This is a genomic window from Allobosea sp. 10N428, assembly GCF_056394545.1.
Genome location: NZ_JBFTIC010000002.1, coordinates 25,115 through 50,059, shown reverse-complemented (window position 1 = coordinate 50,059; position 24,945 = coordinate 25,115). Strand labels below are relative to the sequence as shown.

The 24,945-nt window shown below is 66.0% G+C and carries 23 protein-coding genes; 11 read left to right on the top strand and 12 right to left on the bottom strand.

Annotation, left to right across the window (positions count from 1 at the left end; genetic code table 11):
* The first annotated feature begins 60 nt into the window (after positions 1 to 60).
* Genes AC1DDA_RS06720 through AC1DDA_RS06710 form a run of 3 tightly spaced genes read left to right on the top strand, consistent with a single transcriptional unit; the run spans position 61 to position 3,505 of the window.
* A complete protein-coding gene (locus tag AC1DDA_RS06720) occupies positions 61 to 1,029 on the top strand; it encodes an ABC transporter ATP-binding protein (protein WP_476795172.1) in 969 nt (322 codons plus the stop codon).
* Complete coding sequence (locus tag AC1DDA_RS06715; RefSeq protein ID WP_476795171.1) at positions 1,026 to 2,009, top strand: ABC transporter ATP-binding protein; 984 nt, start codon at positions 1,026 to 1,028, stop codon at positions 2,007 to 2,009. The genes AC1DDA_RS06720 and AC1DDA_RS06715 overlap by 4 nt, the downstream gene beginning before the upstream one ends.
* A 29-nt stretch (positions 2,010 to 2,038) precedes the next feature.
* On the top strand, positions 2,039 to 3,505 hold the full coding sequence (locus AC1DDA_RS06710) for an alkaline phosphatase family protein (RefSeq protein ID WP_476795170.1): 1,467 nt from the start codon (positions 2,039 to 2,041) through the stop codon (positions 3,503 to 3,505).
* 242 nt (positions 3,506 to 3,747) lie between these two features.
* On the opposite strand, the gene AC1DDA_RS06705 is transcribed toward AC1DDA_RS06710, so the two are convergent.
* The 11 genes from AC1DDA_RS06705 to AC1DDA_RS06655 all read right to left on the bottom strand — a co-directional run bounded on the left by AC1DDA_RS06705 (position 3,748) and on the right by AC1DDA_RS06655 (position 15,799).
* Positions 3,748 to 5,310, bottom strand: a complete 1,563-nt coding sequence (locus AC1DDA_RS06705) for an ABC transporter substrate-binding protein (protein ID WP_476795169.1) — start codon at positions 5,308 to 5,310, stop codon at positions 3,748 to 3,750.
* A 63-nt stretch (positions 5,311 to 5,373) separates the two neighbouring features.
* Positions 5,374 to 6,141, bottom strand: a complete 768-nt coding sequence (locus tag AC1DDA_RS06700; RefSeq protein WP_476795168.1) for a glycerophosphodiester phosphodiesterase — start codon at positions 6,139 to 6,141, stop codon at positions 5,374 to 5,376.
* A gap of 4 nt (positions 6,142 to 6,145) precedes the next feature.
* Positions 6,146 to 7,021, bottom strand: coding sequence for an ABC transporter permease (locus tag AC1DDA_RS06695; protein WP_476795167.1), 876 nt, complete (start codon positions 7,019 to 7,021; stop codon positions 6,146 to 6,148).
* On the bottom strand, positions 7,021 to 7,962 hold the full coding sequence (locus tag AC1DDA_RS06690; RefSeq protein ID WP_476795166.1) for an ABC transporter permease: 942 nt from the start codon (positions 7,960 to 7,962) through the stop codon (positions 7,021 to 7,023). The genes AC1DDA_RS06695 and AC1DDA_RS06690 overlap by 1 nt, the downstream gene beginning before the upstream one ends.
* 284 nt (positions 7,963 to 8,246) lie before the next feature.
* A complete protein-coding gene (locus AC1DDA_RS06685; RefSeq protein ID WP_476795165.1) occupies positions 8,247 to 9,659 on the bottom strand; it encodes an FAD/NAD(P)-dependent oxidoreductase in 1,413 nt (470 codons plus the stop codon).
* Entirely contained in the window at positions 9,656 to 9,949 is a 294-nt protein-coding gene (locus tag AC1DDA_RS06680) for a (2Fe-2S)-binding protein (RefSeq protein WP_476779931.1), read from the bottom strand. Before AC1DDA_RS06680 ends, AC1DDA_RS06685 begins: the two co-directional genes overlap by 4 nt.
* Positions 9,933 to 11,051, bottom strand: coding sequence for an NAD(P)/FAD-dependent oxidoreductase (locus AC1DDA_RS06675; protein WP_476795164.1), 1,119 nt, complete (start codon positions 11,049 to 11,051; stop codon positions 9,933 to 9,935). The genes AC1DDA_RS06680 and AC1DDA_RS06675 overlap by 17 nt, the downstream gene beginning before the upstream one ends.
* Before the next feature lie 13 nt (positions 11,052 to 11,064).
* The gene (locus AC1DDA_RS06670) at positions 11,065 to 11,787 is read right to left on the bottom strand and encodes an aspartate/glutamate racemase family protein (RefSeq protein WP_476795163.1); all 723 of its coding nucleotides are present in this window, start codon (positions 11,785 to 11,787) and stop codon (positions 11,065 to 11,067) included.
* 30 nt (positions 11,788 to 11,817) lie between these two features.
* Positions 11,818 to 13,644, bottom strand: a complete 1,827-nt coding sequence (locus AC1DDA_RS06665; RefSeq protein ID WP_476795162.1) for an ABC transporter permease subunit — start codon at positions 13,642 to 13,644, stop codon at positions 11,818 to 11,820.
* Position 13,645: 1 nt separating this feature from the next.
* Positions 13,646 to 14,722, bottom strand: coding sequence for an ABC transporter ATP-binding protein (locus AC1DDA_RS06660; RefSeq protein WP_476795161.1), 1,077 nt, complete (start codon positions 14,720 to 14,722; stop codon positions 13,646 to 13,648).
* 12 nt (positions 14,723 to 14,734) lie between these two features.
* On the bottom strand, positions 14,735 to 15,799 hold the full coding sequence (locus AC1DDA_RS06655; protein ID WP_476795160.1) for an ABC transporter substrate-binding protein: 1,065 nt from the start codon (positions 15,797 to 15,799) through the stop codon (positions 14,735 to 14,737).
* A 610-nt stretch (positions 15,800 to 16,409) separates the two neighbouring features.
* Between AC1DDA_RS06655 and AC1DDA_RS06650 the strand changes: the two genes are divergently transcribed.
* From AC1DDA_RS06650 to AC1DDA_RS06625, 6 genes are all read left to right on the top strand, one after another.
* Positions 16,410 to 17,156: a GntR family transcriptional regulator gene (locus AC1DDA_RS06650; protein ID WP_476795159.1), complete on the top strand. Its 747-nt coding sequence runs from the start codon at positions 16,410 to 16,412 to the stop codon at positions 17,154 to 17,156.
* A gap of 34 nt (positions 17,157 to 17,190) precedes the next feature.
* Complete coding sequence (locus AC1DDA_RS06645; RefSeq protein ID WP_476795158.1) at positions 17,191 to 19,512, top strand: molybdopterin-dependent oxidoreductase; 2,322 nt, start codon at positions 17,191 to 17,193, stop codon at positions 19,510 to 19,512.
* A 25-nt stretch (positions 19,513 to 19,537) separates the two neighbouring features.
* Entirely contained in the window at positions 19,538 to 19,885 is a 348-nt protein-coding gene (locus AC1DDA_RS06640) for a RidA family protein (protein WP_476795157.1), read from the top strand.
* Between the two features lie 41 nt (positions 19,886 to 19,926).
* A complete protein-coding gene (locus AC1DDA_RS06635; RefSeq protein ID WP_476795156.1) occupies positions 19,927 to 20,322 on the top strand; it encodes a carboxymuconolactone decarboxylase family protein in 396 nt (131 codons plus the stop codon).
* Positions 20,323 to 20,401: 79 nt separating this feature from the next.
* Positions 20,402 to 20,524 (top strand): hypothetical protein, encoded by a 123-nt coding sequence (locus tag AC1DDA_RS06630; RefSeq protein WP_476795155.1) that lies wholly within the window; start codon positions 20,402 to 20,404, stop codon positions 20,522 to 20,524.
* 419 nt (positions 20,525 to 20,943) lie between these two features.
* Positions 20,944 to 21,642, top strand: a complete 699-nt coding sequence (locus AC1DDA_RS06625) for a hypothetical protein (protein ID WP_476795154.1) — start codon at positions 20,944 to 20,946, stop codon at positions 21,640 to 21,642.
* A gap of 138 nt (positions 21,643 to 21,780) precedes the next feature.
* Here the strand turns inward: AC1DDA_RS06625 and AC1DDA_RS06620 are convergent, their stop codons facing one another.
* On the bottom strand, positions 21,781 to 23,238 hold the full coding sequence (locus AC1DDA_RS06620; protein WP_476795153.1) for an NAD-dependent succinate-semialdehyde dehydrogenase: 1,458 nt from the start codon (positions 23,236 to 23,238) through the stop codon (positions 21,781 to 21,783).
* 164 nt (positions 23,239 to 23,402) lie between these two features.
* On the opposite strand from AC1DDA_RS06620, the gene AC1DDA_RS06615 reads away from it, so the two are divergent.
* Both AC1DDA_RS06615 and AC1DDA_RS06610 read left to right on the top strand, forming a co-directional pair.
* A complete protein-coding gene (locus AC1DDA_RS06615) occupies positions 23,403 to 23,741 on the top strand; it encodes a tRNA-binding protein (RefSeq protein WP_441513367.1) in 339 nt (112 codons plus the stop codon).
* Between the two features lie 12 nt (positions 23,742 to 23,753).
* Positions 23,754 to 24,932, top strand: coding sequence for an NAD(P)/FAD-dependent oxidoreductase (locus AC1DDA_RS06610; RefSeq protein WP_476795152.1), 1,179 nt, complete (start codon positions 23,754 to 23,756; stop codon positions 24,930 to 24,932).
* The last annotated feature ends 13 nt before the right edge of the window (positions 24,933 to 24,945 follow it).

Below are 24,945 nucleotides of genomic sequence, written 5' to 3'. Positions count from 1 at the left end.
GGCCAAGCCGCATCCCCCCTGCTTCGCTTGCATGGCTTTACCGTTGCCTTGTCCGGCGCGATGCCGATCGTACGCGGCATCGACCTGTCAGTGGGGCGCGGCGAAGCGCTCGGCATCGTCGGCGAATCCGGCTGCGGCAAGAGCATCACCTGGCTCGCCGCGCTGCGCCTGCTCGGGCGCAATGTCACCACGGGCGGGGAAGCCCTGCTCGATGGACGGGATATCGGCACGCTCCCCGAGCGCGAGCTGGCGCGGGTGCGCGGTGGCCGCATCGCCCTGATCTTCCAGGATCCGAGCAGTGCGCTGAACCCGGTGCAGCGCATCGGGACGCAGATCGCGGAGGTCCTCCGGCTTCATCGCGGCCTGACCGGAGAACCGGCCCGCCGCGAGGCGCTGCGCTTGCTTGACCGGGTCGGCATCGCCGACGGGCCACGTCGTCTCAAGCAATATCCGCATGAATTCTCGGGGGGAATGAACCAGCGCGTCATGATCGCGCTGGCGCTGGCGGGCGAGCCCGATGTGCTGGTCGCGGACGAGCCGACGACCGCGCTCGACGCCACCATCCAGGCGCAGGTGCTCGACCTGATCCGCGAGCTGCGGCGCGAGACCGGCATGGCGCTAATCCTGATCTCACACGATATCGGTGTCGTCGGCGATCTCTGCGAGCGGATCGCGGTGATGTATGGAGGGCGAATCGTCGAGACGGCGGCGACGCAGGACCTGCTCACCCGGCCGCGCCACCCCTATACGCAAGGTCTGCTGGCGGCACTGCCGACGCTCGACGGTCCGCGCCGGCGGCTGACGCCGATCCCCGGCACCGTGCCGGCCCCGGCCAGCATTCCGCCGGGCTGCGCCTTCGCGCCGCGCTGCCCGATCGCGATCGAGCGCTGCGGCGATGAATTGCCGGAACTGACGCTCGCGGCGCAAGACCAGCGCGCCGCCTGCCTGCGGCTCGACGAAGCGTTGCCGCCTCGCGGCGCCGCCTTTCCGGATCTGTCGGTGCCCGCGCCAATCGAGGCGACGGCATGACCATGCTTCTCGATGTCCGCAACCTCGCCCGCGAATACCCGGTCGCGACCGCCGGCGGAGCGCGCCGCATCCTGCACGCGGTCGACGGCGTGAGCTTCTCGCTCGAACGCGGGAAAACGCTCGGCATCGTCGGCGAATCCGGCTGCGGCAAGTCGACCACCGCCAAGCTCGCGCTCGGCCTGCTGCCGGCGACACGCGGGCGGATCAGCTTCGAGGGCGAGCCGGTGACCGCCTTGCGCGATCGCCAGTGGCGCGCCCTGCGTAGGCGCATGCAGCTCGTTCACCAGGACCCGCTCGCCGCGCTCGACCGGCGCCTGCCAGTGGGTGAGCAGGTCGTCGAGCCGCTGGTCATCCATGGGCTGGAAGGCAACACCGGCGCGCAACGGCAGAAGGCGCTCGCGCTGTTCGATGCGGTCGGCCTGCGGACCGATCTGTTCGAACGCTATCCGCACGAGCTGTCCGGCGGGCAGCGCCAGCGCGTGGTGCTGGCGCGGGCGCTCGTGCTCGAGCCGGCGCTGCTCGTCTGCGACGAGCCGATCTCGGCGCTCGACGTCTCCGTCGCGGCGCAGGTGATCAACCTGATGCAGGACCTGCAGACCCGCTTCGGCATGGCCTATCTCTTCATCAGCCATGATCTCAAGGTCGTCCGCCAGATTGCCGACAAGGTTGCGGTGATGTATCTCGGCCGCATCGTCGAGCAAGGCCCGCCGGATGCGCTGTTCCACGCCCCGGCCCATCCCTACACAGAGGCGCTCGTCTCGGCCGTGCCGACGCCGTTGCGCGGGACGCAAGGGCGCATCATCCTGCAGGGCGACCCGCCGAATCCCGTCGACAGGCCCTCGGGCTGCGCCTTCCATCCGCGCTGCCCGCGCGCCGTGGCCCGCTGCCGGGAGGAGGTTCCGGTGCTCAAGCCCGTGGCTGACGGCCGCCTCGCCGCCTGTCATCTGGCAACCGCGCCGACCGCGGCGGCCGCAGCCTGATCCGAAACGACGCCGACCCCGGAGACGAGATGAGCCGCCCTGACCAACCGACCGCCAACCGCGTCGTCATTGCCGTCTTCGACGGCCTGCGGCCGGATCTCGTCACGCCTGAGCTCACGCCGAACATCATGCGCCTTGCCGCGCGCGGAACCTGGTTCCGCCGCGCGCGCAGCGTCTTTCCGTCGGTCACCCGCGTGGCGACGAGTTCGATCGCGGCCGGCGCGCCGCCAATCGTCCACGGCATCGTCGGCAATGCCTTCTATCATCGCGAGGCGATCCCCGAGCGGATGTTCGACACCAGCGATGCCGGCCTGATCCGCCGCGCCGAGGCGCATCATGACGGTCGCCTGCTCGCCGCCGACAGCTTCGGAGACGTGCTGGCCCGTGCCGGCAAGCGCATGGCGGTGGTGCATACCGGCTCGGCCGGCTCGGCGCATTTCATCAATCCGCGCGCCCGCGCCAACGGGCACTGGACCTTCTCGATGCACGGCGCCGGGGCGACGCAGACGCCGGAAGCGGTCGAGGCCGCGATCGCCCGTCTTGGCCCGCTGCCGGAGCGCGAATTGCCGCGGCTGCAGGAACTCGCCTATGGCGGGCGGGTGATGACCGAGCTGGTGCTGCCGACACGGCCCGACGTCGCGTTGATCTGGTTCAACGAGCCGGATACGACCTTCCACTATCGCGGCCTCGGTTCGCCTGAGGCGATGGCTGGCCTTCGCGAGGCCGACCGAGCCTTCGGTGCGATCCTCGACTGGGTCGAGGCTCAGCCCGATGCGGAGCGTATCGCGGTGATCGCGGCCTCCGATCATGGGCAGATCTCGACCGGCACGGTCGAACCGCTGTTCGAGGCGGCGCAGCAGGCCGGCTTCGACCTCAGCGCGGAAAAGACAATCAACGGCGCCGCTATCGTGGCAACCGGCGGCATGAGCGGAGAGATCCGCCTGCGGGAAGGCGAGCACGCCGAGATCGAGCGTGTCGCGGCCTGGCTGATGGAGCATCCTGCCATCGGCCATGTCTTCTCGCGCGACCGCAACGGCGTCGAAGGCGAGATCGCGGGCACGCTCTCGCTGGGCCTTATGAACACGGGGCATGCCGAGCGCCAGCCGGAGTTGATGTTCATTCTGAAATCGACGCTCGACGCCGATCAATATGGGCTGCCCGGTCTCGGGGCGATGACGCCCGGCGACGTGCCACTCGGCGGCGGCATGCATGGCGGCATCAACCCGCATGAATTGAACACCGTGCTGATCCTGGGCGACGCCGGCGGCCATGGCGGCGTCTCGCAGGAGCCGGCCGGCATCATCGATATCGGGCCGACCGTGCTTGGCCTGCTCGGGCTTCAGCCCGCGGCGACGATGATGGGGCGCAATCTCGCCGTGCCGCCGCGCGAGGAGGGGCGTGAGCTTCGGCATTCGGCCGGCAGCGGCGCCTTCGTCCAGCATGTCGATGTGGTCGAGCAGGACGGGCGGCGGTTTATTTTGGGTGGCGGGCAGTAGAGCTCGCTGGTTTCGAGGAAACCGCGCCGTCATTCCGAGGCAGGCCGCAAGCCTGAGCCCGGAACCCATGAACACGACCTCGCTCCAGCCATCATGCTCGCCCTTGTGGCGAGCATCCACGTCTTGAACACCGCATTGCACGAAGGAAGACGTGGATGGTCGGGACAAGCCCGACCATGACGGATAGCGCCCTTCTCATAGGCTCCGGGCTATGCCTACGGCGTAGCCCGGATCACGGCCGCTCAGGCCTTGGCGAAGCGCAGATTGTCCGGGCGCAGATCCATGAAGTAGAAGGTCGTCGGCCGCCAGGCGATCGACTTCTTGATCGCGTAGGCCTCGCTCGGCTGGTAGAGGATCGTGGCCGGGGCCTCGTCCTCCCAGATGTCGAGCATCTCGGTGAACAGCGCCTTGCGCTTCGCCGGGTCGGTCTCGGCCTCCAGCGCCGTGCCGGCCTTGTTGAAGGCCTGCGCCGAGGTCCAGAACTTCGAGACCTGGATCTCGCCGGCCGGCCCCCAGGCCACCCAGATCGAACCCAGCGGATCGGGCAGGCGCGTCGAGTTCGACCAGTTGAAGATCTGCGTGTTGGCGCCGCGCATCTGGGTCGGGTTCTCGACGACCTGCAAGGAGGCATTGATGCCGACGGCCTTCCACTGCTCGGTCAGGATCTGCGCGGCCTCGAGCGCATTGGTGTAGTAGTTGGCCTGCGTCCGGTAGACGATCGGCTCGCCCTTGTAGCCAGCTTCGTTGAGCAGGGCCTTGGCCTTCGCCGGGTCGTAGGAGAGCTTGCGGCCCTCGACGAACATCTGGCCGTATTCCGGGAAATTATGGCTCGCCGGCACCTGCGCCGTGCCCTGCCAGAGCGCCTCGACCAGCTTCTGGCGGTCGATCGCGTGGTTCAGCGCCTGCCGCACGCGCTTGTCGGCGAGCACCTTATCCTGATCGTTATAGGCGAGGACATGGACGTTCGCGAGCACGACCGAGCGGACGTCGATGTCCTTGTAGCCGCCGACCACGCTCATCTGGTCGGGCGGGATGTTGGTGATCAGGTCGTAATCGCCCGCGACCAGCCCGGCGACGCGCGCCGCCAGCTCCGGCACGCGCTTGAAGCTGACGCGCCTGGCCGTCGGCTTGCCCATGAAATAGTCGTCGAAGGCTTCCAGCACCGTGGCGTCGGCGGCCGAATGCGAGACGACGCGATAGGGGCCGGTCGCCACCGGCTTGCGCGAATAGGCCTCGAAGCCCATCGCCTCATAGGCGCGCTTGTTGACGATCCAGGCGCACCAGGAGGCGAGGCGCTGCTCCAGCAGCACATCGGCGACCTTGGTCTTGAAACGGACCGTGTAGCGGTCGACCGGCTCGACGGAAGCGAGGATGCCGAAATAGGGCTTGCCGCCGGGGATCTGTGCCTTGTCGCCCCAGAGCCGGCCGTCGCGGAAGGTGTAGGCGACGTCTTCCGAGGTCAGCTCGTCGCCATTGTGGAACTTCACGCCCTGGCGCAGCGTGACGACGAGCTCCTGCGGCGAGACCCGCTCCCATTTCACCGCCAGATGCGGCTTCAGCTCCGAGCCGCCGCCATCGGCCGCGCCGAGGAAATCGCGCCGGATCAGCGTGTCGAAGATCGAATAGGTGACGCGGGTGCCGACATTGGAAAGCTCGCGCGCCGGCTCCAGCGTCGCCGGCAGATCCGCGACCGCGACGGTGAAGTTCGGGCGGCTGTCATCGGCCGCGAAGGCGGTCGGCATGGAGAGCGCGACCGGCAGGGCGGCAGCACCCTCGATGAAGCGGCGACGGGATAGGACGGGCATGGAGATCCTCGCAAGACATCGGGCGGGGCCGGCACAACGGCGCCGCGATGCGGCTGCCTTGCATCAGATTGACGACGGGCCGGTGACAGTCCGGGCCGCGAGGAGAAGTCGCGGATCGTCGAGCATCACCGCGTCGGGGCCGAGCGCCAGCAGGCGCGTGATGCCCTCCGCATCGATCCGGCCGACCGGAAAGGCGGGATAACCCGATTCCGCCACCGAGCGTGGCTGACCGACCATGATGACCGAACCCAGACAGGCCTCGCGCACGGCGGCGAGCCGCTCCGGCGTGGCCTCGCCCTGCCAGAGCCGGAACCAATCGGCGCCGGCGGATCGCGCTGCCGCGATGGAATCGGGATCGGGCACCAGAGCGAGGATCGCGATCTCCGGCGACAGCCGGCGCGCCGCGCCGATCAGGTCGATGTCGCGGACGCCGAGCAGGCAGCGCGGAAGCGAATCCGCTGAATCGAGGGCGGCGAGGATCGGGTTCAGGATGCGGGGTTCGGACAGTTTGACGTCGAGCAGGAGGCCGAGCGGCGCGGAAGACGCGATCGCCTCGTCCAGCGTCAGCAAGCCGGGCAGAAGCGCCCTCAGCGTCGCGAGATCGGTCTCGGCGACCCGTCCCTGATGCCCGGCGAGGCGCATGAGGTCGGCATCGTGCAGGCAGACCAGCGCACCGTCGGCGCTGAAGCGCAGATCGGTTTCGACGACCTCGGCTCCGGCTGCGATGGCGGCGGAGAAGGCCTCCCGCGTATTCTCCGGCCCGAGCAGGGCTCCGCCGCGATGGGCGATGGCGAGCGGCCGGCCCGCATCCGAAAGGAGGCCGGGTCGCATCGTCTCAGTTCCTCTCGCTGGTCGGGTCGAAACGGTCGCGCAGCCAGTCGCCGAACAGGCTCATCGACAGCGTGGTCAGGAAGATCGTCAGCCCCGGAAAGACCGCGATCCACCAGGCGTTGAGCAGGTAGCGGCGGCCTTCACCGAGCATCAGGCCGAGCGAGGTGCCCGGCGGCTGCACGCCGAGTCCGAGGAAGGAGAGCGAGGTTTCGAGCAGGATCGTGCCGGGAAAATTCAGCGTGGCCTGCACCACCAGCGCGGCGGCGATATTGGGCAGGAGGTGGCGCAGGACGACCCGCGACGGGCCAGCGCCCAGCGCCTCGACGGCATTGATGTAGTCGCTCTCCTGCTCGGAGATGACGAGGCCGCGCGCCAGCCGGGTATAGCGATCCCAGCCGTCGATGCTGACGAGGAGGATGAAGAGAATGATGTTGTTGCCAAAGAAGGCGAGCATGGTCAGCGCCAGGAACAGCGCCGGAATTGCCGCTTGGGCATCGACCAGCATCATGATGGCCTGATCGACGAAGCCGCGCAGACGCGCCGCGAGGAAGCCGAGCGCTGTCCCGAACACGGCTCCGATCAGGGTTCCCATCACGGCGATCAGGATCGAGGTGCGGACAGCGAAGATCATCCGGCTCAGGATATCGCGGCCGAGCTGGTCGGTACCGAGCCAGTAGGTCGTGCCGCCGGCTTCGGTCAAAGGTGGCTTCAATCGCGCGGCGAGATTCTGCGCGGTATAGGGCAGCGGAGCCAGCCAGTCCGCGAGCAGCGCGACGACAACGACGGCGAGCAGGAAGCCGGCCGAGAGCATCACGACCGGCGACATCCGGTGTCTGGCCGCAGGAGCCGCAGGCGCGGAGGAGAGACCGACGGCGCTCATCAGGCCTGCCCGCCAAGCGCGCGGGAGAAGCCGCCGAGCCGCGGATCGATCAGGATATGCACGATATCGACCAGCAGATTGGCGCCGACCATGATAACCGTCACCGTGAAAATCACGGCCTGGACGACGGAGAGATCGCGCGTCGAGACGGAGTCGACCAGCAGCCGGCCGATGCCCGGCCAGGCGAAGATGGTCTCGACCACCGCGCTGCCGGCGAGGATATGGCCGATCTCGATGCCGATGAACATCAGCAGCGGCACCGCGGCATTGGGAAGGGCGTGGCGGAGGATCACGCGGAGCGGCATCACGCCGCGCCCACGTGCCGCCCGGATATAGGGCTTGCCCAGCACCTCCAGCGTCGCCGTGCGGGCGAAGCGCGCCAGCCGGCCGGCAAGCGGCAGGCCGAGCGTCACCGTTGGCAGGATGAGATGCCAGAGGCTGTCAGATCCGGCCGAAGGCAGCACGCGCAGCTTCAGCGCGAAGAGCAGGATGAGCAGGATGCCGAGGAAGAAGACCGGGATCGCATAGCCGAACACCGCCACCGCCATGGCGAGCCGGTCGGCGGCGCGGTTGTGGCGCAGGGCAGCGAGGACGCCGAGCGGCAGGCCGAAGAGGAGCGCCAGCATCAGTGCGGAGGAGCCGAGCAGGAAGGTCTTCGGCAGCGCTTCGACCACGGCGGTGAAGGCAGGCCTGCCATCCGCGAATGAGAGGCCGAAATCACCGCGGACGGCGCTCGCGATATAGAGCAGGTACTGCTCGGCCAGAGGCCGGTCGAGGCCCCAGGCCTCGCGATAATAGGCGACGACATCCGGCGGGGTGTCGCTCGGCAACATGATCTGGGCCGGGTCGCCCGCCAGGCGCAGCGCGACGAACACGGCCGAGACGCAGATGGCGACGGTCAGCAGGGCGCGCAGAGAGCGGAGAAGGAGAAAGCGAAGCATCTGGCCCGATCACGGAGTTGGAGATCCGGTTCTGCAAATGGCTTCACGACAGGTTGATGACGAGGCGCTGACGCAGCTGCTGTCTGGGCAGCGAAATGGACCGGAACCATACCCGCAGACTGATCCTTCAGATCGATTTCCGGCGCAATTTGCCGGATAGATCCAAGAAGCGGCCGACCGCACGTAAGGCATCGGCACGCCGCTCTGGGCTGAGTTCGTAGGGCAGCGTCCGGCGCCACCCGAAATTAGCCCATCATCGCACCGCCATCTGCGCCCCGACGACTTTACGATGCTTCGGCGCCGAAGTTGGGACCCGAATCGACACAGGAGTCCGCTATCTGTTCGACCGTCACGGGCTTGATTGGCATGCGTAACCTGAAATAGCCAATTTCACCCGGGCTGCGCCCGCTCAACGCCGACATCGTCTCAGTGATCGTGTGCCCGCAAAGTCGCCCCTGGCAGGGACCCATGCCACACCGCAGGAAGCCTTTCGCTTGGTTCGGTCCGGCCGCGCCTTCCTTCACGACCTGGGCGATTTCGCCGCGCGTCACCTCCTCGCAGCGGCAAACGACGACATCGTCGGACTCGGGCGCGATGAAAGCATCAGCCGGACGGTAGAGCGCCTCCAGAAACGGCCTGATCGCGCGGTCTCGCCAGAGCGCGGTGCGAAGGGAGCTGCTCGCCCGATCCCGCTCGGCTGCACTGATCGCGCTGAGGTCTCGAGCGATGTCGAGCGCGGCAAGCGTGCCGCTCAAACGCGCCGAAATGGCGCCGGATGTGCCGGCCTCGTCACCCGCGATCCAGAGCCAGGGCTGGCTGGAGCGCCCCCATGCGTCGAGCTCCGGCCGCCAGCAACGCTGACGCTCGTCCCAGACATGCGGGCAGCGCAGCGCCATGGCGAGATTCACATTGGGCACGATGCCCTGATGGAGCGCCACGCGGCTTGCATCAGTGCGCTGCCAGCGGCCGCCGCTGAACCATTTCACGCCGCGCACCGCATCTTCGCCCTCGATCTCAACCTGCTCGACGCCGCGTTCGATGCGGACGCAGGCGGCACGCAGTTCGCGGAGCAGGCCAAGTCCTTTGGAGAGATACGGGGCGGCCAGAAGCGCCCGCGGGAGATAGGGCAGCGCGGCCGCCAAATTCTTCCGCGGGGTCGTCTCGATGATAAGCCGCGGCGGATGCCCTGCGCGGCAGTATTGCGCAGCGACGAGATAGAGCAGCGGGCCACCGCCGACGAAGACGAGATCGTCCTCCAACAGACCAGCGGTTTTCAGCAGAATCTGCGCCGCGCCGGCAGTCATGGCTCCGGGCAGCGTCCAGCCGCGGATAGGGAATGGGCGCTCCATAGCGCCGGCGGCCGCGACGATCCGGCGTGCCACGGTGACGCCGGAGCCTTCGCGCGAGCGCCAACGGATCTCACCCTCCGCGACGGACCAGACCATCGCCCCGGCCCGGTGCTCCGCGCCGGAGCGTTGGAAGGCCTCGACCAAATCGCGGCCCGCATAATAATCTCGTCCTAGAATGTCGGCGCGGTCCGGTGCCGGGCGCTCGGTGATGGCTCGGTAGATCTGGCCGCCGGGCTTGCCGGCCTCGTCGAACACCACGCAGCTCAGTCCGTGCTTGCGGGCTGTGACAGCGGCCGCCATGCCCGCCGGACCCGCGCCAACCACCGCGACGTCGAAGGGCGCGCTCACTGGCTGAGCTCCGCGGCGCCTGTCTGAGGTTCGACGACCATGCCAGCGCGTACGGTCTCGAGGCAAGCCTGCCGGTTGGGCTGCCCGTCCACCGTGACAAGGCATTCGAAACAGACCCCCATCATGCAATAGGGGCCGCGCGGAGCCCCGGAACGAGGCGTGCTGCGGAAGGTCTTGATCCCCGCGCGCAGGATCGCTGCCGCGAGGTTTTCGCCCTCGCGGGCGGGCACGGTCGTGCCGCCGAAGCTGAAGGCGGTGTCGAATTCCGTGAGATCAAGGCGCTGGAACACTGAAGCGATCCGATGAGAAGGGCTGCCAGGCCGGATCCAGCCGGCCGGCGGACAAGGCGGCGGCGAGCGGGCCGGCATGGAACGGCGCAAGCGTCACGCCGCTATGGACCGTGACCAGGAAGGCGCCCGGATGTTCCGTGGATTCTTCGTAGACCGGCATGCCGTCCGGCGACATCACCCGCAGCGCTGCCCAACTGCGCACGACCTGCGCGCTGGCGAGCAGCGGCAGGGCCGCGACGGCGCGCTTCGCCGTCGTCTGGATGACATCGGGCGTGGTGCGGTCGTCGAGCCCGGCCTCTTCGGAGGATTCGCCGAAGACGATGCCGCCCTCGACCGTCTGGCGGATGAAGCTGATCCCGTGGCGCAGGAAGGGCTTCAGCTTTTCCGTGACCATGATCTGCCCCCGCACGGGGCGGACGGGGGCGGAGAGGCCGAGCTCCGGCGCGAGCTCCTTGTTGCCGAGCCCGGCGGTCAGGATGACGCGGTCGGCGAGCCAGTCGCCCTGTTGCGTCTTCACCCGAAAGCCCGCGCCGTCCGGGACGACGCCCGCGACGGCGTGGCGGGGCCGGTAGTCGCCGTGCCGCTCGAACACCGCGATCAGCGCGCGCAGCAGATGGAACGGGTTCGTCGTGCCGTCGTCGCTGCAAAAGGTCGCGCCGACGACGGCGGGGCCGACTTCGGGAAGGAGCTTGCGGATGCCGTCATTGTCCATGACCTCGAACCGGCTCGGCACCGCGGCATGCGCTTCCAGATCGGCCATCGTCTTGCTGCGGCGCTCCAACTCCAGCTCGGAGAAGCAGAAGAAGAAGGCCCCCGGCCGGCGGAAATGCAGATCGATCCCGCTCTCGGCGCCGAGGTCGCGGGCGAAGTCGTCCCAGTCCTTCGCCGCCTGGCGAGTCAAATCGGCATAGGCCGGGCCGCCGGCGCCCTTGCCCTGCACCCAGACATTGCCGAGATTGCCGCGCGCCGCCCGGAAGGCGATGTCGCCCTCGTCGAACAGCGTCACGGTCTCGCCGTGGGCGGCAAGACCGTAGGCGACGCTAGCGCCGACGATGCCCCCGCCGATGACGGCGATACCCGTCCTGTTCTGGCCGCTTTCCATCGTGGCGCTGAGGTCAGTCCGTGCCGAAGCGCCGCGGCTTCAGCGCCGCATGGAAGGTGTTCACCATCGTCACCGCGTCGAAGACCGGCACGCCGTAGCGTTCGGCGATATCGGCGCTGAAGGGCGTCAGATTGGTGCATTCCCCGACGATCGCGCCGACATCGGGATGCCGGTTGAGCAGGTCGCCCGCCGCGGCGAGCACCTCGCCGCGCAGCACGTCATAAGGCACGGTGTCGTCGCCCTCGCGGATGCTGCGGACGAATTCGGAGCTCTGCGGCAGGCCTACGACCGGCGTGTCCTCGGCGATGCCGACGGCGCGCAGATAAGGGCCGTTCAGCACCTCGGCATTATAGGTGAGGATGCCGACCTTCTTGCCCGTCGGCAGCATGCGCTCGACCATCGGCACCTGTAGCAGAGCGCTGGTCGCGACCGGCACGGAGCAAAAATCGGCGAGCTCGCGCTGGTAGATCGAGAGGAAGCCGCAGGTCGTGGTGATGCCGTCGACGCCGGCATCGATCAGCTCTTGGGCCGCCCGCTTGAACGGTTCGAGCAGGCTGGATTCGTGCAGCTCCGTCATGCGCGAGGGCACGGCGTCGTGGACGATTCTGTACTGCACGGGAAAATCCCAGGTGCCGGCATGGCCGATATCGCCGGGCCAGCGCCGGAAGCGGCTGTTGACCATGAGGATGCCGACGGTGACGCCGTAATAGGTTTTCTTGCGAAGGTTGTTGCCCATCGAAGCCTTCCAGATCGCGCCACGCGGGCGTCAGTTGCGGCCGGCTGAACGCCGGAAACGCTCGTTGAGGAACAGGAGACCAGTCATCAGCACCAGCAGCAGGGTCGCGACGGCTGCCAGGGTCGGATTGATCTGGAGCAGCAGGTCCGACCACATTTGGCGCGGCAGCGTGTTGAATGAGCCGCCGGTGATGAACAGCGCCACCGTCAATTCGTCGAAGGAGGTGACGAAGGCGAAGAGGAAGGCCGAGAGCAGGCCCGGCTTGATGATCGGCAAGGTGATCCGGCGCAGCGTCTGCCACCGGCTTGCGCCCATCACCGCCGCCGCTTGGTCGAGCCGCCGGTCATAGGTCGCGAGCACCGCCATGACGGTGATGACGACATAGGGGACGGCGAGCACGGCATGCGCGATAACGAGCCCCGTCACCGTCCCGACCAGCTCCAGCTTCGAATAGAGGAAGAACAGGGCGACCGCGATCACGATACGCGGCACGATCAATGGCGACAGGATCACGGCGAGCGCAGCGGTTTTGCCGGGAAAGCGATTCCAGGCCATCGCGAAGGCCGCCATCGTGCCCAGCACCAGCGCCACCGCGCCCGAAGCCAGACCGACGATCAGAGAATTCCAGGCCGCGCTGGTCCAGTCGGAGGAGGCGAAGACCGCTTCGTACCAGCGCAGCGAGAACCCGTTCGGATTGGCCTGGACCGTGTTGCCCGGCGTGAAGGAGGCCGGAATTACGAAGAGCGTCGGGATCAGCAGAAAGGCGACGACGATGAGGAACAGCGCGAGGCTGCTGCCCCGGCCGAGCCCGCGGAAGGCGCGCGCGGGCAGCAGTCCGGCGAACACCGCGCCGATTCCGGCGCAGAGGCTTCCCAGCCCATTGACGATCGCCCGGCCGATCACGTCGAGGATGCGCGACCAGGCCGAGACCGTCCGCGCCGAGCGGTCCGAGGAGCCACCGGCCAGGCTCGACAGCCCGATGACCCGGTCATAGGCGACGAAGACCACGATCGAGGCCGCGAGCAGCAGGACCGAGAGCGTGCTGGCCGCCGGCCAGTTCAGCAGCTCCTGAATCTGGGTGATGATCACCTGCGTCAGCATGGTCTCGCGCGCCCCCCCGAGCAGGGCAGGCGTGATGAAGAAGCCGAGAGAGCTGATAAAGACCATCATCGCTGCCGCGCTGATGCCGGGCATGCATTGCGGGATGTAGATGCGCCAGAAGATCTGGGCGCGTCCGGCGCCGAGCGTCTCGGCCGCCCGCGACAGGTTGCCGTCGATCGTCTGCATCACCGGCAACATCGTCATGACCGCGAGCGGCAGCATCGCATGCGACATGCCGATCAGCGTTCCCGTGAGATTGAAGATCAGCGAAGCGGGCGCGTCGACGATGCCAAGTGCCAGCAGGAGCTGGTTGACCGCACCGTTCCGCCCCAGAAGGATCATCCAGGCGAAGGTCCGCACCAGGAAGCTGGTCCAGAACGGCAGCAGGACCCAGATGATCAGCGCGTTGCGGCTCTGGGGCGCGGCGTTTGCGAGGTAGTAGGCGACCGGGAAGCCGCCGACGACCGAGATCACCGTGGTCCAGCCGGCGATCTTGAAGGTGATCAGCAGGACGTCGAAATAGAGCGGGTCGGAGAAGGCCTTGGCGAAGTTGGCGGAGGTGGCGGCTCCGCTCCGATCGAACAGCGACAGCGACAGGATCTGCGCGACCGGGAAAAAGAAGAAGATCGCCAGGAAGGCGAGGAGCGGTACCAGCGGCAGGAGCGGCCTTGCGCGACGCAGCCGCGGCTGAAGGGCTGATATCGCGGGCTCGGCCCTCGGGGCAGGTTCGTAATCGCGCGTGGACATGGCCGTCATGTCACGCGCCCGGCGGCAGCACGATGGCGTCGGCGGCCGACCAGCCGAGCGTCACGTTCTGCCCGCGCTCCGGCAGCGGCCGCCCGGATGTCAGCTCCTTTGCGAGGAGGGTGGTGCCGTCGTCCAGCCGGACATTGATCTTGGTGAAGCCGCCGACGAAGATGGCATCGAGCAATTGGCCGCGCCGGATGTTCTCATGCGCCTCGCCGTCGCGGATGAGTTTCAGTCGTTCCGGCCGCACCATCCAGTTGACGTCTTCATCGGTGCGGTGGCCGGCATCGGCCGCCACCCTGATCGTCGAGCCGTCGGCACAACCGAGCAGGGTCTCGGCCCCGGTCGACAGCACCTTCGCCGGGGCGATGTTGGATTCGCCGACGAACCCGGCTGCGAAAATCGAGGCCGGTTTGAAATACAGCTCCGCCGGGGTGCCGATCTGCTCGACCCGCGCATTGTTCATCAGGCAGATGCGGTCGGACATCGACAGCGCCTCCTCCTGATCATGGGTGACGTAGAGAATCGTGATACCGAGCTCGACATGCAGCCGCTTGATCTCGGTCTGCATGTGCTCGCGCAGGTTCTTGTCGAGGGCGCCGAGCGGCTCGTCCATCAGGATGATCGAGGGCTCGTAGACGATGCAGCGGGCCAGCGCGATCCGCTGCTGCTGGCCGCCGGACAACTCGCGCGGCAGGCGCTCGGCGACATGGGGGAGATGGATGAGGTCGAGCACGCGGCGCACCGCCGCGTCGATCTCGGCTGCGCCCATCCGGCGCATGCGCAAGGGGAAGGCGATGTTCTCGTAGATCGAGAGATGCGGGAACAGGGCATAGTTCTGGAAGACCATGCCCAATCCCCGCTTCGCTGAGGGCTCGTCGGTGACGCGTCGCCCGTCGATCCAGATGTCGCCGCCCGTCGGCTCGGTCAGCCCGGCGATCAGGGACAGGAGCGTGGTCTTGCCCGAGCCGGACGGCCCGAGCAGCGTCAGGAACTCCCCGTCGCGCATCGAGAGTGTCGTCGGTTGCAGCGCCACGACTTCGCTGTAGCGCTTGGTGACCTGCTCGGTTCGCAGCTTCTCCGACATCGGGCCAGTGCCTCAGCTACGGAGTAGCCAGGCGTTGAAGCGCTCGAACATCTTGTCCTTGTTCGCGCCCCACCATTCGTCGTTGCTCGGGATCAGCTTGCTGAAGTTGGCCGGCTCCGTCGGCAATTGCTTGGCGCGGGCGGGGTCGATGAACTTGAACGCGGTCTGGTTGGTCGGGCCATAGGCCAGCGCCTTGGTATAGAGCGCCTGCCGTTCGCCATTGGCGCAGGAGGCGATGAACTTCTTGGCGAGTTCCGCGCGCGGGCAGCCCTTCGGGATCGCCCAGCCTTCCATGCCGTAGAGCCCGCCATCCCAGATGATCTCGACCGGCGCGCCGTTGTCGATCGCCGCCTGGATTCGCGCATTGCTGGAAGGCAGGAAATCGACCTCGCCGCTCTGCAGGAGCTGCGTCGTCTGGGTGAAGCTCGTCCACCAAACCGCGATATGCGGCTTGATCGTGTCGAGCTTTTTGAAGGCCCGGTCGACATCGAGGGGGTAGAGCTTCTTCGGGTCGACGCCGTCAGCAAGCAGGGCGCCTTCGAGCGTATGGATCGGGCTCTTCGGCAGGGCGCGGCGTCCTGGGAACTTGGCGACGTCGTAGAAATCAGCCCAGTTCGTCGGACGGGCCTTCATGCTGTCGGTGCGGTAGCCCAGCACGCTGCCATAGACGTTGGTGCCCAGCCAGTCTGGCTGCTTCGCCAGAGGGAGAAGCTCGTCGTAATCCGTTCCCGAGAACTGCAATGGCTCGAGCAGCCCGGCATCCGAGAGCAGCTTGCGCGATGACAGGGTGATCGAGACGACGTCCCAGACATAGGACTTGGCGTCGACCTGCGCCTTTACCTGGCTGGTCGGCTCGGAGTCGCGGGAGACGTTGACAAGCTCGGCGCCGGTCTTGCGGAAGGGCGCATAGAAGGCGGGCGTAAAGCCGGTGACGTAGACGCCGCCCGGATCGGCCACGGTGATGCGCTCCGCGGCGTAAGCCGGACGGATGATGAACGGCGCGGCGATGAGGCCGGCGCCACCGCTGAGAAGGCCGCGCCGCGAAATTCCATTACGAACGAACGAGTGATCCGGCATGACATTCCCCTTTTTCTTGGAGTCAGGTGGAGAAATGGTCTTCGATGGTCATCTATGCCTGCGTCGAAATTGGAGACTGTTCTTCAAACAGGTCAAATTTGTTTTTCGAGGCGGACAAATCCATTTACGCTCGATTCTCTGCTTCCGCGAGGGATTGAATTACTGAATTCCCAACTGTTTGTGGTAGAATAATCTATGAATACGTTGTGTCCGGGCGCTTTCAGAAAAGTGATACGCTCATCAGAGCTGGGGTAGGAAAAGTTTAGCGAGAGGGTGGCTGTCCCGATGGGCGGCATGCCAACACCGGCAAGTTGAATCCTGGGAACGACCGCCGCTATGTCCCGGCCGCTGCATCGCATGCGGGGTTCGATATGCGGTGCAAGAGGACGCCGATCGAGCCGCCTATCGCGCCGGCCCGAGTCCGAGGCCGACGAAATTGGCTCCGCCACTGTCCTTCGGCTGAGGAACGAGGATGCGGCCATCGACTCCATCACGAGGCAATTGTCGATTTCATGTTGTCGACAATACGCAAGGTGTGTAGGTTTACAACATCAAATTTGCGTCGCACCCACATTCGCAATGTGGAAAGCGACTCAATGAGGAGACGGGCATGAACAAGCCGGCGATGCCGGGAGGTGCTGTAACGGCGGTCGGGGCCCGGCGGGCCGCGGCGATCGTGGCGCCCAAATCGCTAACCCAGCAGATCTCAGATCACATCCGGTCTGAGATCATCCATGACAACATCAAGCCGGGCGAATGGATCCGGGAGAAGGCGCTCACCGACCAGTTCGGGATCTCGCGAACCCCGTTGCGCGAGGCCCTGCAGATCCTGGCGACGCAAGGGCTGATCGAGATTATCCCGAACCGCGGCGCCGTTGTAGTGGCACTGTCGGACGACGAGATCCGCCATCTCCTGCAGGTCTACGTTCGCCTTGACGTCTTCGCCGCCGAACTCGCTTGCGACCAGGCGACGCAGCAGGATGACGAGGCAATCCGTCGGCATCTGGAGACCATGGCGGAGGCTTACCGCGTCAGCGACCGCTACGCCTATTTTGATGCCAATCAGGCCTTCCATCTCGCGATTGCTGCGGCCTCCCACAATCCCGTGCTGATCGAGATGCACGCGCAGCTCAACCTTCGCCTCTATCGCACGCGTTATCTCGGCGTCCTGCAGGCGGAGAACTGGGCGAAAGCCTTCAACGAGCATGAGCCTATTGCCCAGGCTTTCCTCGACCGGGATGGCCCCCTGTTGGCTCGATTGGTCTCGGAGCATCTCGGCTTCGCCTGGCGCATGGTTTCGCCTGACGCCGTCGATCGGGCCGAGGCGAAGCCCGCCGATCTGGCGAGGTCCGCCTGACCAAACGCCGACCTCCAAAGCCCGGGCGACGATGATGTTGAAGACACCCGCACGACCGACCGTCGCCACGCATTGGGGCACCTATCGAGTGCGGATGTCCGAGGGGCGTCCCGCCGAGCTCGAGGGCTTCGAGCAGGATCCGGCGCCGTCTCCCATTGCCCGGTCAATGATCGGAGCGTTGGACGATCCGACCCGGATCGAACGCCCGATGATCCGCGCCTCATTCCTCGAGAAGGGCTTTCGGGCGACGGGGGCCGGCCGCGGCGCCGAGCCTTTCGTCGCCGTGGACTGGTCCGAAGCCATCGCCATCGCGGCCGGCGAGCTCGACCGGGTTCGCAGGGAGCATGGCAACCGCTCCATCTTCGGCGGCTCCTATGGCTGGGCGAGCGCGGGGCGCTTCCATCATGCGCAGAGCCAGATCCATCGATTCCTGAATGCTATCGGCGGCTATACGCGCTCCGTCGGCAACTACAGCTACGCCGCCGCCGACGCGATCGTGCCGCATGTCGTCGGCGACCGCCGCGGGCTCGTCACCGAGCATACCTCATGGCCCGTTATTGTCCGCCACGCCCGGTTGCTGGTGATGTTCGGCGGCCTGCCGCTTAAGAATTCCCAGGTGAGTTCCGGCGGGATAGGCCGTCATATCCTGGCCGAAAGCCTCGAGACTTTCAGGGCAGCCGGGGGCGAGCTCATATCGGTCACGCCGATCCGGGACGATGTCGAGGAGCGCTTCGGCGCCAACTGGCTTCCGATCGCGCCCAACACCGATACGGCGCTGATGTTGGGTCTCGCTCACACGCTGTGGAGCGAAGGGTTGCACGACAAGGCTTTCCTTGCGCACTGCACCACCGGCTTCGACAGGTTCCTGCCCTATCTCGCGGGCGAGAGTGACGGCATCGCGAAGACGGCGGAGTGGGCGGCCGCGATCTGCGGGATCGAGGCGGAGGCCATCAGGGGGCTCGCACGCAAGATGGCGGCGCAGCGGACCATGATCATGCTGGCCTGGGCCGTGCAGCGGGCGGATCATGGCGAGCAGCCCTGCTGGATGGCGATCACACTGGCCGCGATGCTGGGCCAGATCGGTCTGCCCGGTGGCGGTTTCGGCATCGGCTACGGCTCGGTCAACGGCATCGGCAACCCGACACTCGACCTGTCCTGGCCGTCATTCGGGCAGGGGATCAATGCAGTCAACGACTACATCCCTGTGGCGCGGATATCCGACCTGCTGCTGAAGCCGGGCGGCAGCTATCAGTTCAACGGGCAAGACCGGAGCTACCCCGATATCCGCCTCGTCTACTGGGCCGGCGGCAACCCGTTCCATCACCATCAGAACCTCAACCGGTTCCTCGAAGCATGGAAGCGGCCGGAAGTGACGATCGTCCATGAGAGCTGGTGGAACCCGCTCGCACGCCATGCCGACATCGTGCTGCCGGTGACCACCCAGCTGGAGCGCAATGACATCGTCTGTTCCAGCCGCGACCGGCTCATTGCCGCTTCGCATCGGGTCAGTGCCCCCTTTGGGCAAGCGCGGAACGATTACGACATCTTTGGCGCGCTGGCTGCCGAACTCGACGCGGCGGCGGTCTTCACCGAGGGGCGGGGCGAGGAGGAATGGCTCCGTTCCCTCTACGAGAAAGCACAGGAACGCCTCTCAGCTCTGGGTTTCAATCCGCCGGATTTCGAGACCTTCTGGGAGGAGGGAGCGCTGCTCTTTCCCGAGCCGGAGCAGCAGCCGACCCTGTTCGAGGAATTCCGGCGGGACCCGGTCGGGAACGCTTTACCGACGCCCTCCGGCAGGATCGAGATCTGGTCTGACCGGATCGCTTCCTTCGGCTACGACGATTGCCCCGGCCATCCCGCCTGGCTCGAACCCAGGGAATGGCTCCGGGCCTCCAAGGCGAGGCAGTTCCCCCTGCATCTGATCTCGAATCAGCCCAAGACCAAGCTCCACAGCCAGTACGACCAGGGGGTGCATTCCCGGGCTGCCAAGATACGCGGCCGTGAGCCCGTCCGGATTCATCCAGCCGATGCTGCGACGCGGCGGATCGGCGGCGGCGACATCGTCCGCCTTTTCAACGAGCGCGGCGCCTGCCTTGCGGCGGCCGTCCTGTGCGACGCGGTTCGCCCCGGCGTCCTGCAGCTCGCCACCGGTGCCTGGTACGACCCGGTGATGCCCGGCAAGGCCGGGGCCCTCGAAAAGCACGGCAATCCCAATGTCCTGACGCATGATCTGGGCACGTCGCGTCTAGGCCAGGGGCCGAGTGCACAATCCTGTCTCGTCGAGATCGAGCGCTACGAAGGCGAACTGCCGCCCGTGACCGCTTTCGATCCTCCCCTGATCGTCAACCGTTCGTAACGACGCAACCTGCGCGGAGATTTCCATGCCGATCACGAGAGCCGATTCGAATGGGCGCCGCAGCCGCGCCGTCGTGCACAACGGAACGGTCTACCTGGCAGGGCAGGTCGCGGATGACCGTTCCCTCTCCGTAGCCGGACAGACCACACAGGCGCTCGCGAAGGTCGACGACATGCTCGCACGTTGCGGCAGCGACCGTACGAAGGTGCTGTCGAGCATCGTCTGGCTGAAGTCGATGGACGACTACAAGGCCATGAACGAGGTCTGGGACGGTTGGGTCGATCCCGATCATGCGCCGGCGCGCGCCTGCGTTACCGGCGACATGGCCTACCCCGATATTCTGGTGGAGATCATGGTCGTCGCCGCCGCTTGACCGACGCCCGACATTTCAGACACAGCCCGAGGAGAAAGCCGATGCCTCGCCCCAGAGCGATCGAGTACAGCGAAGCCAGCGATGCAGTCAAAGCCGTCTACGACGAAATAAAGACCGCTCGGAAACTCGGCGACGTCAACAATTTCTGGAAATACCTTGCCAATGACGAGAAGACCCTGCGGCGGACCTGGGACAGCGTCCGCGAGGTGATGGCGCCGGGCGCGCTCGACCCGCTCGTCAAGGAAATGATCTATGTCGCGGTCAGCGTGACCAATAACTGCGGCTACTGCATCGCGAGCCATAGTGCTGCGGCGGCCAAGGCAGGAATGACGCCGGAGCAGTACCACGAGCTCCTCGCCGTCGTCGGCATGGCGAACGAGACGAACCGGTTGGTCAATGGCTATCGCGTCCCGATCGACCCCGCATTCGAGAAATAGCCGAGCTTTGCGGTGCGGGTATCCGGTCGCGTGGTGCTCACCGCCGATGCGGAAGAGGATGCCTTTGGAGGATATGGCTATGGTGCTGACACCTTCTGATGAGTTGCAGCGCCCCGTTGTCGTTCTCGCCGGCCTCGGCATCCCGGCCGCCATCTCGTCGGCGATGGAGGCTTATGTGAGTTCCTCGCCGACTGCCGGATGAGCCAGAAGCTGGAACGACGCCTGGCCAGGATGGAGGCGAAGCGCTCCGCGGAACGCGGGATCGGCAAGCGCATCAAGAGGATGACCGATGCCGAGCTGACGGCGGCCATCGGGCATGCAACGCCGAACCTGAGGCCGAGCTAGCGGACAACGCTCCAAACGCGGACCGCGCCCGCAGCCAACTTGAACGGCACGGGGCCATATGAATCGTGAAGCGGATCGCCGCATTGCCGCGCGGGAGCGGGGAGCGTGTCCAAAAAGTGTGCGAGCGATTGGGCTGGTGGCCAACGCCCATCGGTCGCTGATTAGGCGCTGGCTCGGATCGAGGCGATAGAGGGCACACGCTGGCCGGCTCGACCATCTGTTGCTTCGGCCCTATCAATGCCTCCGGTGCGGTGGGGAGCGCGACAGGGATAACGGATGCGGATCGATTCCAGTCTTCGAGTGAGCCAAGAAGCCCGAATTCTCGCAAAAGATATCGAGGAGCAATCAGGCTACCTCGTCAGAATACGTCGCCCCATGCCCAGCGAAGCGGGGTTCTTCGATCTCTGGAACCGCTCCTTTGCCAAGGTCGATCCCAACTCCCGGACCGCTCATGTCGTAGTCAGTGGCGACCTCGACCATCGAATTGAAGCCCATGAATTGCGTCACCTGGAACGCTACCTGGTCGATCGGGTTTGGCAGTTCGCTTCCACCGAAGCGTTGCCGGTAAGGCAACGGCATCAGGTCGCGGCGCTCGACAACGACCTCGAGCATTTGACGATGGTTCCGTTCGAGCTCGCTCTCCCAGGCGCCGAGGAGTTTTGGGAAGCGCTTTACTCCGAGGTTCTCAAAGGTGTGCCCAGCTCCGATGACGCATCTTTTGATCTATCGAGGCATTTGCTCATTCTTCGCGTCGTTCTGCCCAGCTCGGCAGTCAGGCGCGACGCTGAGCAAATGGCTGAGGCGATCGGTATCACGGCGCATGTTGATCGGCTGGAAAGCTGGCACCGGCAGGCGCCAGACGACAAGGTTGGCCTCGGGCGGCTGATGATCGAGGAAGCTGGGCTGCCAGTGGCCTGCGTCAGACTGCAGAGATTTCAGCCTGCGCCTGACGTCATTGAGATCCAAGCACTTTAACATGCTTTCGCGGGATCCCGTTGGCTCCTGCGGATTGAGACCTGGAACGACTGCCTCCACGAGGTTGGCGTTTCTCTGTCAGATTCGGCGCATCCTGGATTTCGGAGGGAAGAATGCGCCGCTCCATGTTCGGATGTCCTAGATGCCGCCAATATGAAGCGTCTTCATCTCCAGGAATTCCTCGATGCCGTGGTGAGACCCTTCGCGACCGAGACCGGATTCCTTGATGCCGCCAAAGGGAGCGGTCGTTGTCGAAACCGACCCGGCGTTGATGCCGACCATTCCGAATTCCAGGGCCTCCGCCACCCGGAATGCTCGGGATATGTTCCGGGTATAGAGATATGACGCCAAGCCGAACGGCGTGTCGTTCGCCTGGGTAATGACCTCGGCTTCCTCGGAGAAGCGGAACAGCGGAGCCACCGGGCCGAAGGTCTCCTCGCTGGCGATCTTCATCTCCACGGTGGCTCCCTTCAGCACCGTCGGCTCGTAGAACAGACCGGAACGGACCTTGCCACCGAGGGCGACCGAGGCCCCGCGCGCGGTCGCATCGTCGACGTGCTGCTGGATCTTGTCGATGGCTGCCCGGTTGATCATGGGGCCGATCGTGGTGCCGTCCGTCAGGCCGTCGCCGAGGACGAGATTGGCTGCCGCGGCTGCGAGCTTCTCCGCGAAGGCGTCGTAGATGCCGTCCTGGACGAAGATGCGGTTGGCACAAACGCAGGTCTGCCCACCGTTACGGAACTTGCTGGCCATGACGCCCGAGATTGCGGCATCTAGATCGGCGTCGTCGAAGATCACGAACGGAGCGTTTCCGCCCAGTTCGAGACCGACGCGCTTCACCGTGGCAGCGCATTGCTCCATCAGGATCTTGCCCACGCGGGTCGAGCCGGTGAAGGTCAGCTTCCGCACGAGCGGGCTGCGCGTCAGGACCCCGCCGATCTCGGCGGGCTGCCCCGTCAGGATGTTGATCACCCCCTTCGGAATCCCAGCGCGCTCGGCGAGCACGCCGAGTGCGAGTGCGGAGAAGGGCGTGGCTTCGGCGGGCTTGATCACAATGGTGCAGCCCGCCGCAAGGGCGGGCGCGGCCTTCCGGGTGATCATCGCGTTCGGGAAGTTCCAGGGCGTGATCGCGGCGACCACGCCGATCGGATGCTTCTGGACGATGATGCGGCCGTCGGTGGTCGCGGCAGGAATGGTCTCGCCGTAAACGCGACGCGCCTCTTCGGCGAACCACTTCACGAAGGAGGCGCCATAGACGATCTCTCCGCGCGCCTCGGCCAGCGGCTTGCCCTGCTCGAGCGTCATGATGCGCGCGAGATCTTCGCTGTGCTCCATCATGAGGCCGTACCAGCGCTCCAGGAGGTGCGCCCTGTCGGCGGCGGTCCGCGTCTTCCAGGAGTGGAAGGCGCGCTCGGCGGCCGCGATGGCAGCCTCCGTCTCCGATGCTCCGCACCGAGGAACGTTGCCGATGATCGCCCCGCTCGCGGGATTGTCGACGGCAAAGGTCGAGGCGTCGTTCGCTCCCACCCATTCTCCATCGACGTAGCAGAGCTCGCTGAAGAGCGAGGGATCTTTCAACTGGGTAGCGATCGTCATGCCCAGACCTCCGACGGGTTGTCGGCATCATGCTTCGCGAACCACGGCACGATCTGCTGAAAGGAGCATCGAGATCGATCGCAAAGCGCGAATGCGGCTTCACTTCTTGCCGATCCAGCCAGGCAGGCAGTGCTTTCTGTAAGGCGAATATGCGGGGCTGGAAAATGACCAAGGATCAGATCGTCTACGAGGATTTTTCGAAGATCGACATTCGGATCGGCCGCATCGTGCAGGTATTGCCGTTCGAGCGTGCCCGAAATCCCTCCTACAAGGTCGAGGTCGATTTCGCAGAGTTCGGCAAGAAATGGTCGAGCGCCCAGATCACCAGCTATGCCGCCGACGAGCTCGTGGGCCGCCTGGTGTCCTGCGTCATCAATATGCCGCCTCGGAACATCGCCGGCTTCCAATCGGAAATCCTGATCCTCGGCGCGCGCGACGCCGCCGGCAATGTGAAGCTGCTGTCGCCGACCAACGAGGTCGGACTGGGCGAGCAGGTCTTCTGAGGGACCGAAATCATGGAAACCGCGGATTTCATCGTCATTGGCGGAGGCATCGCCGGTGCTTCGGTCGGCTATGAGCTGAGCCGCCACGGCAAGGTCGTCGTGCTGGAGATGGAAGCCTCTGCCGGCTACCACTCGACGGGCCGGTCGGCCGCCGTGATGTCCGAGAATTACGGTCCGGCCTTGTGGAGCAGGCTCGTGACGGCGTCGCGAGCCTTTCTGGAGACGCCTCCGGATGGCTTCACCGACGTTCCGCTGGTCACGCCCCGCGGCGCGCTCTTCCTCGCCCGAGATGGAGAGCAGGCGCAGCTTCAAGGCCAGGCGGACGACATGCTCCGACGTGGCGCGTCGATCGAAATGACGACGGCCGCGGAAGCTCTGAGGTTTTGTCCGGTCGTCCGAGACAGTGAATTCGTATCGGCGCTTTACGAGCCCGACTGCAAGGATATCGACACGAACGCTCTCCTCATGGGCTATCTGAGGGCGCTCCGGAAGAACGGCGGGACATTCGTCCCCGACGCGCGGGTTCAGTCGCTTCAGCACGCGGGTGGGACATGGCGGGCCTCAAGCCCTCGGGGCCGCTTCGAGGCTCCGGTGGTGGTCAATGCCGCCGGCGGCTGGGTTCAGGAGATCGCCGAGCTCGCCGGCCTATCCTTTCGGAACGTCGTACCCTTCCGCAGAACCGCCGTCGTCTTCGATCCGCCCGCAGGCAGCACGATCCAAAGCTGGCCGATGACCTTCGACGTCGCCGAGACCTTCTATTTCAAGCCCGAAGCGGGGCGGATCATGGTGTCGCCCGTCGACATGGCACCGTCCGCTCCCTGCGATGCACAGGCCGACGAGTTGGAAGTCGCCATGGCGATCGACCGGATCCACCGCTGCACGACGATGGAGGTGAGGGCGGTCGTCCACAAATGGGGCGGCCTGCGGACCTTTGCTCCGGATCATGAACCGGTCATCGGGCGAGACCCGGAGCAGCCCGGTTTCATCTGGCTGGCCGGGCAGGGCGGCAATGGCGTGATGGCTGGCGCGGCTGCCGCGCGCCTCGCCGCGAGCTTCGCGCTGGACACCTCCATTCCAGCCGACCTCGCGGCGCTTGGCATCACCGCCGAGAATGTCTCGCCAGGGCGTGCCTGCGTGGTTGATCCCGACGCCGGAGCGCCGATCGTCGGCACGCTGGAAGACTTCGCCTGACGAAGACGCGCTT